Source organism: Streptomyces sp. NPDC006552 (assembly GCF_040611655.1).
Lineage (GTDB): Bacteria > Actinomycetota > Actinomycetes > Streptomycetales > Streptomycetaceae > Streptomyces.
Genome location: NZ_JBEXOS010000068.1, coordinates 17,721 through 34,577, shown reverse-complemented (window position 1 = coordinate 34,577; position 16,857 = coordinate 17,721). Strand labels below are relative to the sequence as shown.

Sequence of the window (16,857 nt, the reverse complement as noted above, 5' to 3'; positions counted from 1 at the left end):
GCTCTCAGGTCACTTGGTGTTGATGACCTTGTCGATCTTGGCGTCCGCTTCCTTCGCGGCGTCCGCGACCGACTTCTTGCCGGTGCCGATCGCCTGCAGCATGGTCTGCAGGACCTGGGCCTTCTCGACCTGGCCCCAGCCGGGGGCCATGGGGACGAACCAGTTGGACTCGGCGGCGGTGGCCGGGACCTCCGTCGCGGGGTCCGACTTCATCGTCGCGAGGTCCGTCTTGTTGTTGGGCAGGTTGCCCTTGGCCATCAGGCCCTTCTGGCCCTTTGCGCCGGTGAAGGCGTTGATCCACTCGGCGCTGAGCGCCTGCGCGTCGGACTTGACCGGGATCGCGAGGTCGGAGCCGCCGAGGAAGACGGGCATCGCCTTGCCGGACGGACCCGGCATGACGAAGTTCTCCAGGTTGTCCTTGAGCTTGCCGGTCTTGTCGTTCTTCGGGTCGGCGGAGGTCGCGCCCTCCCATGCCGCGGCGAAGATCATGTTCGACTTGCCCTGGCCGTAGACGATGTAGCGGTCGGCCTCGTCCTTGGTCTTGTCACCGTGCATGTACTTGTCGATGACGTTCTTGAACTCGGTCAGCCCCTTCTGGGACTCCGGCGAGGAGAGGTTGGCCTTCCATGTGCCGCCCTCCTCCTTGGCGATGGAGCCGCCGGCGTCGTAGACGAAGGACATGCCCGCGTACCAGTCACGGGTGGGCTGGAACCAGGCGTTGAACTTGTCGCCCTGCTTCTTCTGGACCTTGTCCAGGTCGGCGGTGAGCTCCTTGTACGTCTTCGGCGTCGTCTTGACCCCGGAGGCGGACGCGATGTCCTTGCGCCAGGTGGCGATGCGGCCACCGGCGTAGTACGGCACGCCGTAGACCTTGCCGTCGTACGTCACCGAGGTCTTGAGGCCGTCGAGCCACTGGCCGGAGTTGTCGAACTTGGCCGGGTCGACGGGGGCGAGCGCGCCCTTGACCATGTAGCTGAGCATCTCGGAGTTGCCCATCTCGACCACGTCCGGCACCTTGTCGGTGGCGAGGACGGCGTCGAGCTTGGCGGGCTTGTCCGGCCAGCCGTAGTACTCGTGGTTGATCTTCACGCCCGGGTGCTTCTTGGTGACCGCCGCGTCCGCGGCCTTGACCAGCTCGGGCCAGTTGTTCTGGGCGTCGACCGTCAGCCAGACGGTCAGCTCCTTGGCGTCCGCCCCCGCGTTGCCGGACTTGTCGTCACTGTCGCCCCCACACGCCGCGACCGAGACCATCATGCCCGCGATACCCATCGCCGCTATCAGCTTGCGCTTCACGCCACCCTCCTCAGGGATGCCAGCAACCCCCCTGCCCACCGGGTGACTTGAGACGAGTACGACCTGTGGGGCTGGGACCTGGTCGTTAATGGTGTAGACCAGTACGGGGAGCTTGGCCCAGACCAATAGAGGTGTCAAGGGCGGCCGAGAAGGGACCGTGCGTCCGTTATCGGAACGACACCCGCCCGGTGGCACACGGGTGTTGGGCCCCGCGCGGAAGCGCTCCCATGACCGGGCGCGTGGACTAGACCAGACCGTCACCGGGCGGTATAAGAAGGGATCACGGAGCGTATGGGGAGTGCCCCGGAGCGAGCCGTGCCACGATGTGAGCCGGGGCCGATGGGTAGGTCGGCCGCATCGGCACCGAAGCCGGGAAGGCGGAGCATGAGCACCGATGTGAGCAGTGCGGAGAACGAGAGCGGGGCACCCGTCCGCACCGCACGCGTGCCCAAGTACTACCGCCTCAAGAAGCATCTGCTCGACATGACGGAGACGCTGCCGCCGGGCACCCCGGTGCCGCCGGAGCGCACGCTCGCCGCCGAGTTCGACACCTCGCGCACCACCGTCCGCCAGGCCCTCCAGGAGCTGGTCGTCGAGGGCCGCCTGGAACGGATCCAGGGCAAGGGCACCTTCGTCGCCAAGCCCAAGGTCTCGCAGGCGCTGCAACTGACCTCGTACACCGAGGACATGCGGGCGCAGGGCCTGGAGCCGACCTCGCAGCTGCTCGACATCGGGTACGTCACCGCGGACGACACCCTCGCCGGGCTGCTCGACATCTCCGCGGGCGGCCGCGTGCTGCGCATCGAGCGGCTCCGGCTGGCCAGCGGTGAGCCGATGGCGATCGAGACCACGCACCTCTCGGCCAAGCGCTTCCCGGCCCTGCGCCGCTCGCTCGTCAAGTACACCTCTCTCTATACGGCGCTGGCCGAGGTCTACGGCGTCCACCTCGCCGAGGCCGAGGAGACCATCGAGACGTCGCTGGCCACGCCACGCGAGGCCGGGCTGCTCGGCACCGACGTGGGCCTGCCGATGCTGATGCTCTCGCGCCACTCGATCGACGGTTCGGCCCAGCCGGTGGAGTGGGTCCGCTCGGTCTACCGGGGCGACCGCTACAAGTTCGTGGCGCGGCTCAAGCGCCCGATGGACTGAGCCAGGGGCCGGACAACCGGAAGTAGCCCGTCCGTTATCCGGACAGGGGTTCCATAGATCAAGACTCTCGCCTAGATTTCCCGCACGTTAAACGTGAGATAAGTGGGACCAGCGAGGGGACGGAGCCCGACATGTCCGATGCGCCAACAGGTGCGCCACGCGCGCAAGAAGTGGGCAGACCGGTGGTGACACCGGTCCGCGTCGTGATCGGGCTCTGCCTGGTCGCCCCGTTCGTGGCCATGCTCTGGGTCGGCTCCTACGCCAAGATCGATCCGACCTTCATCGGCATCCCGTTCTTCTACTGGTACCAGATGCTCTGGGTGCTCATCTCGACCGGCCTGACGATGATCGCGTACAAGCTGTGGCAGCGCGACCAGCGCGCCCGTAAGGCTGCGGCCACGGCCCCGGGGAGCGCGCGATGAACGGTGGCGTCAACGGTGTCGCGCTCACCGTCTTCATCGTCTTCTTCCTGGCCGTCACGGTCATGGGCTTCCTCGCCGCGCGCTGGCGCCGCTCCGAGAGCGACTCGCTCGACGAATGGGGCCTGGGCGGCCGCTCGTTCGGCACCTGGATCACCTGGTTCCTGCTCGGCGGCGACCTCTACACGGCGTACACCTTCGTCGCCGTGCCCGCGGCGATCTACGCGGCCGGCGCGTCCGGCTTCTTCGCCGTGCCGTACACGATCCTGGTCTACCCGCTCATCTTCACGTTCCTGCCGCGCCTGTGGTCCGTCTCGCACAAGCACGGGTACGTGACCACGTCCGACTTCGTACGCGGCCGCTTCGGCTCCAAGGGCCTCTCGCTGGCCGTCGCGATCACCGGCATCCTCGCCACGATGCCCTACATCGCGCTCCAACTGGTCGGCATCCAGGCCGTGCTCGACGTGATGGGCGTCGGCGGCGGCGAGAACACGAACTGGTTCGTCAAGGACCTGCCGCTGCTCATCGCCTTCGGCGTGCTCGCGGCGTACACGTACTCCTCGGGGCTGCGGGCACCGGCGCTGATCGCGTTCGTCAAGGACGGCCTGATCTACCTGGTGATCCTGGTCGCCATCATCTACATCCCGATCAAACTCGGCGGCTTCGACGACATCTTCGCCGCGGCCGGCAAGAAGTTCGAGCAGCTGAATCCGGCGACCGGGAAACCCGTCGGCGCCCTCGCGCCCGGTGAGGCCGGGCACTGGACGTACGCGACGCTGGCGCTCGGCTCGGCCCTCGCGCTGTTCATGTACCCGCACTCGATCACGGCGACGCTCTCGTCCAAGAGCCGCAACGTGATCCGCCGCAACACCACGATCCTGCCGCTCTACTCGCTGATGCTGGGCCTGCTGGCGCTGCTCGGGTTCATGGCGATCGCGGCCGGGATCAAGGTGCAGAACGGGCAGCTGGCGATCCCGCAGCTCTTCGAGGACATGTTCCCCGACTGGTTCACCGGCGTCGCGTTCGCCGCCATCGGCATCGGCGCGCTGGTCCCGGCGGCGATCATGTCCATCGCCGCGGCGAACCTCTTCACGCGCAACATCTACAAGGACTTCATCAAGCCCGACGCGACCCCGGCGCAGGAGACCAAGGTCTCCAAGCTGGTCTCGCTGCTCGTGAAGGTCGGCGCGCTCGTCTTCGTCCTCACCATGGACAAGACCGTCGCCATCAACTTCCAGCTGCTCGGCGGCATCTGGATCCTCCAGACCATGCCGGCCCTGGTCGGCGGTTTGTTCACGCGCTGGTTCCACCGGTGGGCGCTGCTCGCCGGCTGGGCGGTCGGCATGGTCTACGGCACGCTCGCCGCGTACGGGGTGGCATCGCCGACCCAGAAGCACTTCGGCGGCTCCTCGAAGGAGATCCCTGGCATCGGGGAGATCGGTTACATCGGTCTGACCGCGTTCGTGATGAACGTGGTCGTGACCGTGGTCCTCACCTTCGTCCTGAACGCCGTGAAGGCCCCCGCGGGCGTCGACGAGACGTCCCCCGGGGACTACACCGCCGACGCCGGCGACAAGGGGGTCCAGCAGGACCTGCCCGTCGTCGGAGCGGGCGGTCACTAGCCGCACGCGTGGCACAACGGACGGGCCCCTCCCGCGCGGAGGGGCCCGTCCCTGTCTTCGGGCACCCCGTCGGAGACGCGGTCTCGACACCCGGCCGACACAAGATATGGGGCTGCCTCGCACACCCGGCACAACATGTATGCTCGCTCTCGCTGCCGCCGCAGGGGAATCCGGTGCAAATCCGGAACTGTCCCGCAACGGTGAACGTATGCGCCCATAGCGGCGCCCGCGTGAGTCCGACGACCTGCCGCAGCCCACCCGGACCGTCCGGCCCGGGTGGACAGACGTCCGGGCCTCGCGGAATGGGCCGGTGACGACGGCGCCCCCGTGTGCGCGCCCGAGCCACTCCTCCCCGCGGGCCTCGAGCCGAGCGAGGGAGAGCCCCCACGTGACCATCGCGCCGCCCGCCGAACCGGTTGCCGCCGCACCGGACGACGCTCCGGGCACCGCCCTGCTGCGCACCCTGACCGAGCTGACCGCCGATCTCCCCGGCACCGACGCCGGCCGGGTCGCCGCCGCCGCGCTGCGCGGCCGCAGCGCCCACGCCGACCTCGCCGAGCTGCGCGAACTCGCCACCGAGGCCGCGGCCGGCCTGATCTCCGACGACCCGGTCCACTCCCGGCTCGCCGCCCGCCTCCTCACGCTCTCCATCGCCGCCGAGGCCGCCTCGCAGGGCGTCACCTCCTTCACCGGCTCCGTCGCGACCGGCCATCGCGAGGGCCTGATCGCCGACCGCACCGCCGCCTTCGTGCGCACGCACGCGGCCCGGCTCGACGCGCTCATCGACCCCGCGGCCGACGACCGGTTCGGTTACTTCGGCCTGCGCACGCTGCACAGTCGCTACCTGCTGCGCCACCCGATCACCCGGCAGGTCATCGAGACCCCGCAGCACTTCATGCTGCGCGTCGCGGCGGGTCTCGCCGAGGACGACAGCGTCCGCGCGCTGGACGAAGTGGCGGCGCTCTACGGCCTGATGAGCCGCCTGGACTACCTGCCCTCCTCCCCCACCCTCTTCAACTCCGGCACCCGCCACCCGCAGATGTCGAGCTGCTACCTGCTCGACTCCCCGCTCGACGAGCTCGACTCGATCTACGACCGCTACCACCAGGTGGCCCGCCTCTCCAAGCACGCCGGCGGCATCGGCCTCTCGTACTCCCGCATCCGCAGCCGGGGCTCGCTGATCCGCGGCACGAACGGGCACTCCAACGGGATCGTGCCGTTCCTGAAGACGCTCGACGCGTCGGTCGCCGCGGTGAACCAGGGCGGACGCCGTAAGGGCGCGGCCGCCGTCTACCTGGAGACGTGGCACTCCGACATCGAGGAGTTCCTGGAGCTGCGCGACAACACCGGCGAGGACGCGCGCCGCACCCACAACCTGAACCTCGCGCACTGGATCCCCGACGAGTTCATGCGCCGCGTCGCCGAGGGCGCCGACTGGTCGCTGTTCTCCCCGGCCGACGTGCCCGAACTCGTCGACCTCTACGGCGCGGAGTTCGAGGACGCGTACCGCAGGGCGGAGGCCGCGGGCAAGGCGCAGAAAACCCTCCCCGCCCGGGACCTGTACGGCCGCATGATGCGCACCCTCGCCCAGACCGGCAACGGCTGGATGACCTTCAAGGACGCCGCCAACCGCACCGCCAACCAGACCGCGGAGCCCGGCCACACCGTCCACTCCTCGAACCTGTGCACCGAGATCCTGGAGGTCACGGACGACGGCGAGACGGCCGTCTGCAACCTCGGCTCGGTCAACCTCGGGGCCTTCGTGGTCTCCGACGCCCGCGACGGTCAGGACGCCATCGACTGGGAGCGGCTCGACGCGGCCGTGCGCACCGCCGTCACCTTCCTCGACCGCGTCGTCGACATCAACTTCTACCCGACCGAGCAGGCGGGCCGCTCCAACGCCCGCTGGCGCCCGGTCGGCCTCGGCGCGATGGGCCTGCAAGACGTCTTCTTCAAGCTGCGGCTGCCCTTCGACTCCCCCGCGGCCCTGGCCCTGTCCACGCGGATCCAGGAGCGCATCATGCTCGCCGCGTACGAGGCCTCCGCCGGCCTCGCCGAACGCAACGGCCCGCTGCCCGCCTGGGAGAAGACCCGTACCGCGCGCGGCGTCCTGCACCCCGACCACTACCCGGACGCCCAGGTGACCTGGCCCGAGCGGTGGGCCGCGCTGCGGGAACGTATCGCCGCGGTCGGCCTGCGCAACTCGCTGCTGCTCGCCATCGCGCCGACCGCGACGATCGCCTCGATCGCGGGCGTCTACGAGTGCATCGAGCCGCAGGTCTCCAACCTCTTCAAGCGCGAGACGCTGTCGGGCGAGTTCCTCCAGGTCAACGCCTACCTGGTCGACGACTTGAAGCGGCTCGGCGTCTGGGACGCGCAGACCCGGGAGGCGCTGCGCGAGGCCAACGGCTCGGTGCAGGGCTTCACCTGGGTGCCCGAGGAGGTCCGCGCCCTGTACCGCACGGCGTGGGAGCTGCCGCAGCGCGGCCTCATCGACATGGCGGCGGCCCGCACCCCCTTCCTCGACCAGGCCCAGTCCCTCAACCTGTTCCTGGAGACGCCGACCATCGGCAAGCTCTCCTCGATGTACGCGTACGCCTGGAAGTCGGGGCTGAAGACGACGTACTACCTGCGTTCGCGCCCCGCGACACGCATCGCCCGCGCCGCGCACCGCGCCACCGTCCCCGCCCAGAGCGCGCCGGAGACCGACGCGGTCGCCTGTTCCCTGGAAAACCCCGAGTCCTGCGAGGCCTGCCAGTAATGACGACTCCCGCCACGGAAAAGAACCTGCTCGACCCGGGCTTCGAGCTCACCCTGCGTCCCATGCGCTACCCGGACTTCTACGAGCGCTACCGGGACGCCATCAAGAACACCTGGACCGTCGAGGAGGTCGACCTGCACTCGGACGTCGCCGACCTCGCGAAGCTGTCGGCCGGCGAGCAGCACATGATCGGCCGCCTCGTCGCGTTCTTCGCGACCGGCGACTCCATCGTCGCCAACAACCTGGTCCTCACCCTGTACAAGCACATCAACTCCCCCGAGGCGCGGCTGTACCTCTCGCGCCAACTCTTCGAGGAGGCCGTGCACGTCCAGTTCTATCTGACGCTGCTCGACACCTATCTGCCCGATCCCGAGGACCGGGCGGCGGCGTTCGCGGCGGTCGAGAACATCCCCTCGATCCGCGACAAGGCCGAGTTCTGCTTCACGTGGATGGACTCGGTCGAGTCCATGGACCGCCTGGAGACCCAGGCGGACCGCCGCCGCTTCCTGCTCAACCTGATCTGCTTCGCGGCCTGCATCGAGGGCCTGTTCTTCTACGGCGCCTTCGCCTACGTCTACTGGTTCCGCTCGCGCGGGCTGCTGCACGGCCTGGCCACCGGCACCAACTGGGTCTTCCGGGACGAGACGATGCACATGTCGTTCGCCTTCGACGTCGTCGACACCGTCCGCAAGGAGGAGCCGGAGCTCTTCGACGACGCGCTGGAGCAGCAGGTCACCGACATGCTGCGGGAGGCGGTCGAGGCCGAGCTGCAGTTCGGGCGCGACCTGTGCGGGGAAGGGCTGCCGGGGATGAACACCGACTCGATGCGGCAGTACCTGGAGTGCGTCGCCGACCAGCGCCTGCAGCGGCTCGGCTTCGCGCCCGTCTACGGCTCCGAGAACCCCTTCTCCTTCATGGAGCTTCAGGGGGTCCAGGAGCTGACCAACTTCTTCGAGCGCCGGCCCTCGGCGTACCAGGTGGCGGTCGAGGGGTCGGTCGGCTTCGACGAGGACTTCTAGGAGACCCTAGGCGACCTTGGTGAATGCGGCGCGGCGGGCGAGGAGTTCGGCCTCCTGCTCCTGCCACGCCTGGCGGAGCTGCCGGTCGATCCGCCGGTCGTGGGCGGCCCCGTACAGGGAGGGGGCGGCGAGGAGGAGGAAGACGAAGAGGACGGTGAGGTAGTTCATCGCTGTGTTCATGTCCTCCACTCTCCCGCCGTCCGGGCCCCCGCGGCAGTGGCAGTCCTGTCACTGACCCTCGAATTACTGCCAGCTCTGCGGCAGACTGGCGGACATGCTGAAGAACGTGGCCGCGGTACTGCTCGACGGTGTGCACCCTTTCGAACTCGGCGTGGTGTGCGAGGTGTTCGGTCTCGACCGGAGCGAGGCCGGGCTCCCGGTGTACGACTTCGCGGTCGCCTCCGCCGAGGGGCCCGCGCTGACCACGCACGTGCCCGGGATGACCGTCTCGACCCCGTACGGCCTGGACCGGCTCGACGAGGCCGACCTCATCGCGATCCCGTCGGCGGGACGGCGGTTCGGCCAGTACCCGCCGGAGCTGCTCGCGGCGCTGCGCCGGGCCGTCGGCCGGGGCACGCGCGTGCTGAGCCTGTGTGCGGGCGTCTTCGTGCTCGGCGAGGCCGGACTCCTCGACGACCGCCGCTGCGCGGTCCACTGGCGGTACGCGCGCGAGCTCTCCGTCCGCTTTCCGCGCACCCGGGTCGACCCCGACGTCCTCTACGTCGACGAGGGCCCGGTGATCACCTCCGCCGGCACGGCCGCGGGCATCGACGCGTGCCTGCACATCGTGCGCACCGAGCACGGCGCCGAGGTGGCCAACGCTATAGCCCGCCGCATGGTCGTGCCGCCGCACCGCGACGGCGGCCAGGCCCAGTACGTGGAGCGCCCGCTGCCGGCGACGCGCTGCGACACCGTGGGCGAGGTGCTGGCCTGGATGGAGCGGAACCTGGACGCGCCGGTGACCGTCGAGGAGCTGGCGGCACGGGCGCACATGTCGCCGCGCACCTTCGCCCGCCGCTTCCAGCAGGAGACGGGTACCACGCCCTACCGCTGGCTGCTGCGCCAGCGGGTGCTGTTCGCGCAGGAGCTGCTGGAGCGCACGGACGAGACCGTGGACGCGATCGCCTTCCGCGCCGGGTTCGGCAACGCGGCGGCGATGCGCCACCAGTTCATGAAGGCGCTGGGCACGACGCCCAACGCCTTCAGGAGGACCTTCCGGGTGCGACTGGCCGGCTAGCCGCGGGCTTCTACTCTGAGCAGTCCGCGCCGGGGCTGGAGCGTGATCCCGATGCGGGCGGAGCCGTCCGTCTCGGGGGTCGGAACCAGCCGCCACCGGGCCACCACCGTGCCCAGGACGAGGGCCAGTTCGGCCATGCTGAAGTGGTCGCCCGGGCACTTGCGGTTGCCGACGCTGAACGGCGCGTGCGCCGCGGGCGTGACGTCCCCGGCCCGCTCCGGCAGCCAGCGGTCGGGGTCGAACGCGAGGTGGTCGGTGAAGGCGCGCGGGTCCCGCTGCATCGCCAGCGGGCTGTAGACGATGTCGGAACCGGCCGGAATGCGATACCCGCCGAGAACCGTGTCCACGACGGCCAGCCGCGTCAATATCCAGACAGCAGGCCGAATCCGCATGCATTCGGTGAGCAGATTCCGCATATATGTGAGTTTCTCGACGTCACCGAAAGCGACCGGACGTCCGGCCGTCACGGATTCAACCTCCGCGGCCAACCTCCTTTCCTGCTCGGGGTGTTCGGCGAGAAGCTGGAACACCCACGTCAGGGTCTTCGCGACATTCTCGGCGCCGGCCACGACGAGGGACACGACCTGATCGTGCACCTCCTGCTCGTTGACGGTTTCACCATTCTCGTCGCGGTCGTCGAGCAAAGCGGCCAGAAGGTCGCCCGGATTGGTTCCGGACGCCCTGCGCTCGGCAATGATCTCGTCGACCAGCCGATGCAAATCGGCCAGCGCGCGCTCGAATCGCCTATTGGCCGGCGTCGGCAGCCGGTACAGCGGCCCGAAAGAGAGGATCATCCTGCGGTACAGCCCCTCGAACACGGTGTGCAGCGCCGCGCTCAGCCGGTCGGCCCGCTCGTCGACGGACTCGACCTGGAGGACGGAGCGGGCCACGATGCGGGTCGCCGTGCGGAAGACCTCGGCCGCGATGTCGACGCTCTGCCCGTCGGTCCACCGCCCGGCCATCGCCCGGGCCTCCTCCTCCATGACGGCCGCGTACTCGTGGATCTTGTCCATCCGGAACGCCGGCTGGATGGCGCGGCGCTGGCGCCGGTGCAGCGGCCCGTTGCTGGTCGCCACCCCCTTGCCGAGCAGGACGCCCATCGTCTCCCAGAGCGGGCCTCCGACCAGGAAGTCCGGGCTCTTGAGGAGCGTGGCCACCAGCTCGGGATCGCAGACCGCGTAGGCCGTCTTCGGGCCCAGTTTCAGCCGGACAACCTCGCCGCCCTCGCGCAGCCGGGTCAGGAAGCCGAGCGGGTCGCGCAGCAGGTTCCAGGCGTGGCCGAGCAGGGGGGCGCCGCCGGGCGCGAGCGGCGCCGGTGCGCCGCCCGGCCGGTCCGCGCCGGGCACCGGCTCCACCGGCAGGGCCGATTCGACGGTCATGCGCACTCACCCACCTGATCCGGATGCCCGGTCGTCTCGTCGTCGCTGACATAGGGCGGAGTCGCCCGGTCGTCCCAGCTGTCCACGGCGTAGCGCCCGGACTCGTGGTGGAACCAGTACACGGAGCTGAACCAGTTCCGCATGTTTCCCACGCACAGCCGGAGCGCCTTCGCGAGTTCTTTCCCGTGTGCGCCGATATTCTCCGTGGCGATGGCGAGCCGCTCGACCTCCGCCTCCGCGACGAGGAATTCCTCGATGGTTCCCTCGACCCTTCTGCGGACTTCCGCGACCGCTTCCCGCAGCGATAATCCCTCGTGTTTGATGAGGCTTATCCCAAGGTTGTGCAATTCGTCTCCCGCGAGTTCCTTGGGCAACGAGCACAGGTCGTTGTACCAGGCGGCGAAATCCTGACAGGCGAGCGCCGCCCGCTGAAAGGACTCGTTCTTCCGCACCCACGCGGGGAGTTCGAGCTGCGCCGCCGGCTCCAGCAGGTCGAGCCATATCCAGTGCGCGAACGTATTCCTGCGCAGGGCTATGTACTCGTCGACGGTCGGGACCGTACCGGTGATCCGGTTGTGGAACTCCTGGTCGTAGGCGTCGATCACCACGTGGAAGTGGCGGGCGAACCGCGCGTTCCACGTCCGGCTCAGGGAGCCGTAGAGCCGGCTCACGCTCTCCGCGAACCCCGCGACCACGGGGTCCGCGTGGTTCAGGTGCAGGTGTGGTGCCTCCGTGGCCGCGTGGAGCTGGACGGCGAGCCGCCGCCAGCTGGCCGTCCGGCCGTGGATCACGTCGCGGTCGTGGCGGTCGTCCCAGACGAAGAACCACGCGCTGTAGTCACAGATCGCGGCCAGCACGTCGTCGGGCGCGCCAATGTAGTAGCCCGCCATCAAGTCCGTGTAGCACAGACCATCGGCATATTTCGCGACCTTGTCGGCGGGCATGAGCCGTTTTTCGAGCAGCCAGGAGCGCGTCCCCTCCTGGAGCTTCGGCCAATAGGGGTGCAGATTGCGAGGGAACGCGTCCTCGATCACCGGTAGCGCCAGCGCCGGTGGGACCGCTGTCTCTGGATAAGCAGGCACGAAACAAACCCCTCTCTGCCGCCTGGTGGCGTACGCCTCCCGCAGTGCCGGGCGCGCGCCGTTGCGTATCCCCGCGCTTTCTATTCAGCACTACAACTGACCGTTCTGGGAACGGATTTGCTCCCCTCACTCCCCCTTGCCGCCGGAATCGTCCCCTTACATGACTGAATATGGTTCACGATCGGCCGGTCCTGTTCGCACAGACGGCCTACGGCGGGCGGCCCGGGCGCAGACGAGAGCGGCGCCCGGCCGGAGAACATCCGTACCGGGCGCCGCTCGGCGCACAACTGCCCCGCGGGACTCAGTCGTTGGGGACCACGGGGTAGCGCGGCGTGCCCTCTTCCATCTGCTTCAGGGCGTTCTTGCGCTCCCGCTTCGAGAGGCGGTCGATGTACAGGTAGCCGTACAGGTGGTCCGTCTCGTGCTGGAGGCAGCGCGCGAAGTACCCGGTGCCGCGCACGGTGATGGGGGTGCCCTTCTCGTCCTGCCCGGTGACCACGGCGTAGTCGGGGCGGGCCAGCTCGGCGTAGGCGGTCGGGACCGACAGGCAGCCCTCGTTCGAGTCGTCGAGCCGGCGCTGGTCGGCCGGGAGCTCGCGCAGGACCGGGTTGACGACGACGCCGGTGTGGCGCACACCGTCGTCGTCCGGGCAGTCGTAGACGAAGACCTTGCGGTCGACGCCGATCTGGTTGGCGGCGAGGCCGACACCCTCGGCGGTGCGCTGGCTGGCGAACATGTCGTCGACGAGAGCGGCCAGCTCCGCGTCGAACTCGGTCACGTCCTTGCACTCCTTGTGCAGCACCGGGTTCCCGACGACGGTGATCGGCCGCGACGTCCCGCGCTCCCGGTACGCCGCCTCGCGCGCCTCGCAGTCCTCGGTGTCGATGACGAAGCCCTCGTCGTCCACGGGGAGCACGCCCGCGCGCTGCTGATCGGTGTCCTGCTGGGCCATGACCGAGGTAAGCCTTCCTGGAAGGTACGGAGAACCCTTACAGGGTACGGGGAACCCCACGACCGCCGGTCAGGAGCGCCCCGCCAGGCGCGCGGGGAACGGCGCGACCAGCCACAACGGACCCGCACCCGGAAACGCGTCTAACAGACCTCTTCAAGATCCCGCCAGTCCCGGGAATCGGGCGAATCCGCGACCCACCCGTCCAGCAACCCCCGGACCAGAGAAGCCGGCGCAGCCACCCCGCACTCCCGCTCCGGCACCCACAGCTGCCCGTCCGTCCGGTGCCCCAGCGGTCCGGGGTGCCCCGGCTCGCTGTGGTCGTGCGGGTCGAGGTGCTCGCCGTCGCCCTCGTCGGACGGCATCCGCGACTCCGAGCACATCCGGCACAGCAGCCGCACCGAGGACGACCAGTCCTCGGCGGCGAACCCGGCGTCGGCCGCGAGCCGCTCCAGCGCGTCCCGGTCCGACTCGGTGGCTGCCTCCAGGAGCACCACCCAGGTCGGCACCGGCGACGGCGCCCACAGCTCGATCTCGTCGAAGACGGGGTAGGACTGCCCGGCCGCGATGGTGCGCTCGCCGTGCGGCACCCCGTCGTGCAGGACGACCTCGCCCCAGCGCCGCCCGGAGGAGGGCAGCGGGATGGAGAGCACCTCGATGCGCGCGGGGTCCAGCCTGCGCCCCCACACGACCTCGGCCTCGCCCTCCGGGGAGAGCCGCACCGCGGCGCTGCCCAGGTCCATCCCGGTCGGCTCGCCCGCGGCGGTCGCGCCGCCGGGCACCTTGAGGCCGTACGCCTGCCAGGCCCGCCGGGCCAGCGGCCAGTCCTGCAGGGCGGTGGCGGCGATTCCCACGTTCCACCAGTCGGGGGCGCCGCTCTCGCGCTCCAGGAGCGCGACGGCGCGCAGACCCGCGGTGCGCGCCTGCTCCCAGTCGTGGCGGAACTTGTGCAGCAGCGCGAGGTTGAACCAGGACTCCGACAGCCAGGGCTCCAGGTCCGCGGCGCGGGTGAGCAGCGCCCCGGCGTCCTCGTAGCGACCGTCGCCGATCAGCGTGAACGCACGATCTGTGGCCTGCCGCCACGAGGCGGAGGGCCGGTGCCGTCCCTTGCCGAAGATCCTCACGATTCCCGCCTGCCGATACTCGAGGCCTGTGCCCCCCGGACACCCTCTTCTTCGCATCCAACCACGTACGGTCGGACGCTCGCTCATTACTCATGGGTTACCCAGCCGACCCTAGGCCCAGACCGGGGTGGGCGACCACCCTGGCCAGCGCCTCCACCACCTCGGGCTGGTAGTCGCGGCCCGTGCCCAGACGCAGTCCTTCCAGGGCCGCGAGCTGCCCCTGGGGGCCCTCTTCCCTGGTCATCTCGTCGTACGCGTTCGCTGTCCGCACAATCCGCGCGGCCAGCGGCTGTTCGCGGTACGGGTCGGCCTGCCGCTCGACGACCACGGCGACCTGGGCGTCCACCCCGGTCTGGCGGACGACGGCACCGCCGAGCAGGGCGATGCGCCGCTGCTGGGCGGTGCCGAGCCCGGCCGTCGCGCCCCGCTCGACCGGGTCGAGGAGCGAGAGCTGGCCGATGTCGTGCATCAGGGCCGCGTACTCCAGAACGGTCAGGTCCGGCTCGGACAGGCCCAGCTCCCGCCCGATCGACCGGCTCAGCGCGGCCACCCGGTGGGCGTGCCCGTGCGGGGTGTACCCGGCGATCTCGGTGGCGCGGGCCAGGGAGGCGATGGTCTGCCGGTAGGTGGCCCGCACGGCGGCGTAGCGCCGGAAGGCCAGCTGGGTGAGGAGCAGCGGCAGGCTGATGACGGGCAGCGCCCACAGTCCGGCCACGGCGACGGCGAGCGCCATGACGGCGCCCGTCGCGCAGACGGCGGAGCCGATCCCGAGCATGGCCCGCAGTTCGTCGCGGAGCAGCGGTCCGAACGGCCAGCGGGTGCGGGCGCGCGCCATGGCGGCGGCGAGCACGGCGTCGCAGAGCGCGGTGAGGACGAGCAGCCCGGCGACGAGCAGCGCGTAGTACGCCCCGTCGCCGAACCACTGCGTCAACCTGCCCCGGTTGTAGAGCGGTTGGAAGCAGACGGCGGCGAAGCCGACGGTCAGTACGCGGCGCGCGACGTGGTCGGGCGAGGGGCCCTTGCCGCGGGCCACGTGGGGCACGCACCCGATGAGCGTGCCCGCGACGACGATCGCGACGACCTGCGGCACCCCGTGCTGGGTGGGTGCGCCGGCGACCCCGCCGAGCAGGGCGTACGCGAGCGCCCCGGCGGCGCCCAGCGGCGCGGGCTCCCGGTCCCCGTGCCCGCCCCAGCGCGCCAGCTCCCCGACGGTGACGAGCAGGCCGAAGGCGAGGGCGGTCCCCGGGTCGTCGAGGCCGCGGCGGGCCGTGGAGCCGAGGGCGAGCAGGGTGAGGGCGCCCGCCACCGCGTAGACGGCGGCCACCGCGGCGGGCAGGCGGGCCGGGCCGGCGGGCGGGCCCGCGCCGGGCGCCCGGCCGGTCACCGGGGGGCCGCCCCCGGCACGGCCACGCCCGCGGGCCGGGGCGCGGGGAGCGGGGTCTCGTCGGCGGTGACCACGGGGTGCCAGCCCGCCCGCCGCACGGCGCGCGCGAAGGCCCGCACCATCGCCGGGTCGAACTGCGAGCCCGCGCACCGCTCCAGCTCGGCCAGGGCCACGCCGACCGGGCGGGCCCGCGAGTAGGTCCGCGTGGAGGTCATGGCGTCGAACGCGTCGGCCACCGCCACCACCCGCGCGAACTCCGGGATCTGCGCCCCGGCCAGCCCGTACGGATAACCGCTGCCGTCGAGCCGCTCGTGGTGGTGGAGGATCGCCGCCCGCGCCTCTCCGAGAAAGCCGATGCCGCGCACCATCTCGTGCCCGTACTCCGGGTGCAGCTGGATGATCTCGCGCTCGTCGGGGGTGAGGGGCCCGTCCTTGCGCAGCAGCCGGGTCGGCACGCCGAGCTTGCCCACGTCGTGCAGGATCCCGGCGAAGCGCAGGACCTCCACCCGCTCGTCGGCCATCCCCAGCTCGCGGGCGATCATCATGGACGCCTGTCCGACCCGCTCGCTGTGGCCGCGGGTGTAGCCGTCCTTGATGTCGACGGCCTGGACGAGGGCCCGGATGGTCGCCTGGTGGGCGGCCCGCTCGCGCTGGTACTGGGCGAAGACCCAGCAGGAGATGTACATGGGCAGCAGGACCAGCAGCGCGGCGACGGGCCCGTACGAGCTGGCCCACAGCACCGCCATCAGCAGCCCCGCGAGGCCGTGCACCGCCACCGGGGCCAGCGAGCGCGCGAAGAGGCCGCGCCAGGCGACCCGCAGCGGCACGCGCTCGGCCGCGGCGAGGATGCCGCCGTCGAGGACGGTGAGGACGGCACAGAAGACGAGGACGGCGGCGGCAGCGGGCCCGAACGCGTCCGGCAGCCGGGCGCCGGAGACGGCGCCCGCGCCGCCGAGCGCCGCGAAGGCCCGCGCGGCCGCCCAGCAGGCCAGGGCGAGCTGGGCCGCCCGCCACGAGCGGCGCAGCCCCGCCGGACGCCGTTCGACGCGGGCGAGGAAGGCGCCGGGCACGGCGACGAGCGCGGCGGCCGGAGCCGGCAGCAGAAACGCTCCTGCAAGGAGGACGGGAAAGAACGTCCCCATGCCCTTCGGGGCCCGCCGGCCGATGAGCCGGCAGCGGCCTACCTGCTCGCAGCCCGCGTACACGCACGCGAGCAGCGCGACAGCGGGCCAGGAGGCGGTGGCCGTGGCGGCGGGGGCGGCGCAGAAAAGAGCCCCGGCCACGGCCAGGAGGACATATGCGCGGGCCACCGGCGGAACCGACCGCATGCCCCACTCCCTCCCCGTGATGTTCGGTGCACGGAGAAAGGAGGATAGGACGCGCGCCACGCCACCAGGGCGGCATCACGGGGATTGCCGGGGCTCGGGCCCCTCGATTAG

General features: G+C 70.7%; 14 protein-coding genes and 1 riboswitch. Of the genes, 6 read left to right on the top strand and 8 right to left on the bottom strand.

Annotated elements, in window-relative coordinates:
* Positions 1-9: 9 nt before the first annotated feature.
* Positions 10-1,293 (bottom strand): extracellular solute-binding protein, encoded by a 1,284-nt coding sequence (locus tag ABZY33_RS29810; protein ID WP_356494800.1) that lies wholly within the window; start codon positions 1,291-1,293, stop codon positions 10-12.
* A 384-nt stretch (positions 1,294-1,677) separates the two neighbouring features.
* Between ABZY33_RS29810 and ABZY33_RS29805 the strand changes: the two genes are divergently transcribed.
* From ABZY33_RS29805 to ABZY33_RS29785, 5 genes are all read left to right on the top strand, one after another.
* A complete protein-coding gene (locus tag ABZY33_RS29805; RefSeq protein ID WP_356494799.1) occupies positions 1,678-2,442 on the top strand; it encodes a GntR family transcriptional regulator in 765 nt (254 codons plus the stop codon).
* 131 nt (positions 2,443-2,573) lie between these two features.
* Positions 2,574-2,864, top strand: coding sequence for a DUF3311 domain-containing protein (locus tag ABZY33_RS29800; protein WP_356494798.1), 291 nt, complete (start codon positions 2,574-2,576; stop codon positions 2,862-2,864).
* The gene (gene mctP, locus ABZY33_RS29795) at positions 2,861-4,483 is read left to right on the top strand and encodes a monocarboxylate uptake permease MctP (protein ID WP_356494797.1); all 1,623 of its coding nucleotides are present in this window, start codon (positions 2,861-2,863) and stop codon (positions 4,481-4,483) included. Before ABZY33_RS29800 ends, mctP begins: the two co-directional genes overlap by 4 nt.
* 132 nt (positions 4,484-4,615) lie before the next feature.
* Positions 4,616-4,750, top strand: a riboswitch (cobalamin riboswitch).
* A gap of 121 nt (positions 4,751-4,871) precedes the next feature.
* Complete coding sequence (locus ABZY33_RS29790; RefSeq protein WP_356494796.1) at positions 4,872-7,244, top strand: ribonucleoside-diphosphate reductase subunit alpha; 2,373 nt, start codon at positions 4,872-4,874, stop codon at positions 7,242-7,244.
* Positions 7,244-8,263: a ribonucleotide-diphosphate reductase subunit beta gene (locus ABZY33_RS29785; protein ID WP_356494795.1), complete on the top strand. Its 1,020-nt coding sequence runs from the start codon at positions 7,244-7,246 to the stop codon at positions 8,261-8,263. The genes ABZY33_RS29790 and ABZY33_RS29785 overlap by 1 nt, the downstream gene beginning before the upstream one ends.
* Before the next feature lie 6 nt (positions 8,264-8,269).
* On the opposite strand, the gene ABZY33_RS29780 is transcribed toward ABZY33_RS29785, so the two are convergent.
* A complete protein-coding gene (locus tag ABZY33_RS29780) occupies positions 8,270-8,443 on the bottom strand; it encodes a hypothetical protein (RefSeq protein ID WP_356494794.1) in 174 nt (57 codons plus the stop codon).
* A gap of 94 nt (positions 8,444-8,537) precedes the next feature.
* On the opposite strand from ABZY33_RS29780, the gene ABZY33_RS29775 reads away from it, so the two are divergent.
* Positions 8,538-9,500 carry a helix-turn-helix domain-containing protein gene (locus ABZY33_RS29775; protein WP_356494793.1) on the top strand — a complete coding sequence of 321 codons (963 nt, stop codon included), beginning with the start codon at positions 8,538-8,540 and terminating at the stop codon, positions 9,498-9,500.
* On the opposite strand, the gene ABZY33_RS29770 is transcribed toward ABZY33_RS29775, so the two are convergent.
* From ABZY33_RS29770 to ABZY33_RS29745, 6 genes are all read right to left on the bottom strand, one after another.
* Positions 9,497-10,879 (bottom strand): cytochrome P450, encoded by a 1,383-nt coding sequence (locus tag ABZY33_RS29770; protein WP_356494792.1) that lies wholly within the window; start codon positions 10,877-10,879, stop codon positions 9,497-9,499. The genes ABZY33_RS29775 and ABZY33_RS29770 overlap by 4 nt on opposite strands.
* Positions 10,876-11,913 (bottom strand): multidrug MFS transporter, encoded by a 1,038-nt coding sequence (locus ABZY33_RS29765; RefSeq protein WP_356494791.1) that lies wholly within the window; start codon positions 11,911-11,913, stop codon positions 10,876-10,878. Before ABZY33_RS29765 ends, ABZY33_RS29770 begins: the two co-directional genes overlap by 4 nt.
* A 349-nt stretch (positions 11,914-12,262) precedes the next feature.
* Positions 12,263-12,913, bottom strand: a complete 651-nt coding sequence (gene def, locus ABZY33_RS29760) for a peptide deformylase (protein ID WP_356494790.1) — start codon at positions 12,911-12,913, stop codon at positions 12,263-12,265.
* A 140-nt stretch (positions 12,914-13,053) separates the two neighbouring features.
* Positions 13,054-14,034 carry a hypothetical protein gene (locus ABZY33_RS29755; protein ID WP_356494789.1) on the bottom strand — a complete coding sequence of 327 codons (981 nt, stop codon included), beginning with the start codon at positions 14,032-14,034 and terminating at the stop codon, positions 13,054-13,056.
* 97 nt (positions 14,035-14,131) lie between these two features.
* Positions 14,132-15,340, bottom strand: coding sequence for an HD domain-containing protein (locus tag ABZY33_RS29750; protein WP_356494810.1), 1,209 nt, complete (start codon positions 15,338-15,340; stop codon positions 14,132-14,134).
* 74 nt (positions 15,341-15,414) lie between these two features.
* Complete coding sequence (locus ABZY33_RS29745; protein WP_356494788.1) at positions 15,415-16,746, bottom strand: HD-GYP domain-containing protein; 1,332 nt, start codon at positions 16,744-16,746, stop codon at positions 15,415-15,417.
* Positions 16,747-16,857 lie beyond the last annotated feature (111 nt).

What these genes read in the sequence shown, in the direction of transcription:
- mctP (WP_356494797.1), top strand. Translation starts at nt 2,861, where the DNA reads ATGAACGGTGGCGTCAACGGTGTCGCGCTCACCGTCTTCATCGTCTTC.
- ABZY33_RS29805 (WP_356494799.1), top strand. Translation starts at nt 1,678, where the DNA reads ATGAGCACCGATGTGAGCAGTGCGGAGAACGAGAGCGGGGCACCCGTC.
- ABZY33_RS29745 (WP_356494788.1), bottom strand. Translation starts at nt 16,746, where the DNA reads ATGCGGTCGGTTCCGCCGGTGGCCCGCGCATATGTCCTCCTGGCCGTG.
- def (WP_356494790.1), bottom strand. Translation starts at nt 12,913, where the DNA reads ATGGCCCAGCAGGACACCGATCAGCAGCGCGCGGGCGTGCTCCCCGTG.
- ABZY33_RS29785 (WP_356494795.1), top strand. Translation starts at nt 7,244, where the DNA reads ATGACGACTCCCGCCACGGAAAAGAACCTGCTCGACCCGGGCTTCGAG.
- ABZY33_RS29800 (WP_356494798.1), top strand. Translation starts at nt 2,574, where the DNA reads ATGTCCGATGCGCCAACAGGTGCGCCACGCGCGCAAGAAGTGGGCAGA.
- ABZY33_RS29775 (WP_356494793.1), top strand. Translation starts at nt 8,538, where the DNA reads ATGCTGAAGAACGTGGCCGCGGTACTGCTCGACGGTGTGCACCCTTTC.
- ABZY33_RS29780 (WP_356494794.1), bottom strand. Translation starts at nt 8,443, where the DNA reads ATGAACACAGCGATGAACTACCTCACCGTCCTCTTCGTCTTCCTCCTC.
- ABZY33_RS29770 (WP_356494792.1), bottom strand. Translation starts at nt 10,879, where the DNA reads ATGACCGTCGAATCGGCCCTGCCGGTGGAGCCGGTGCCCGGCGCGGAC.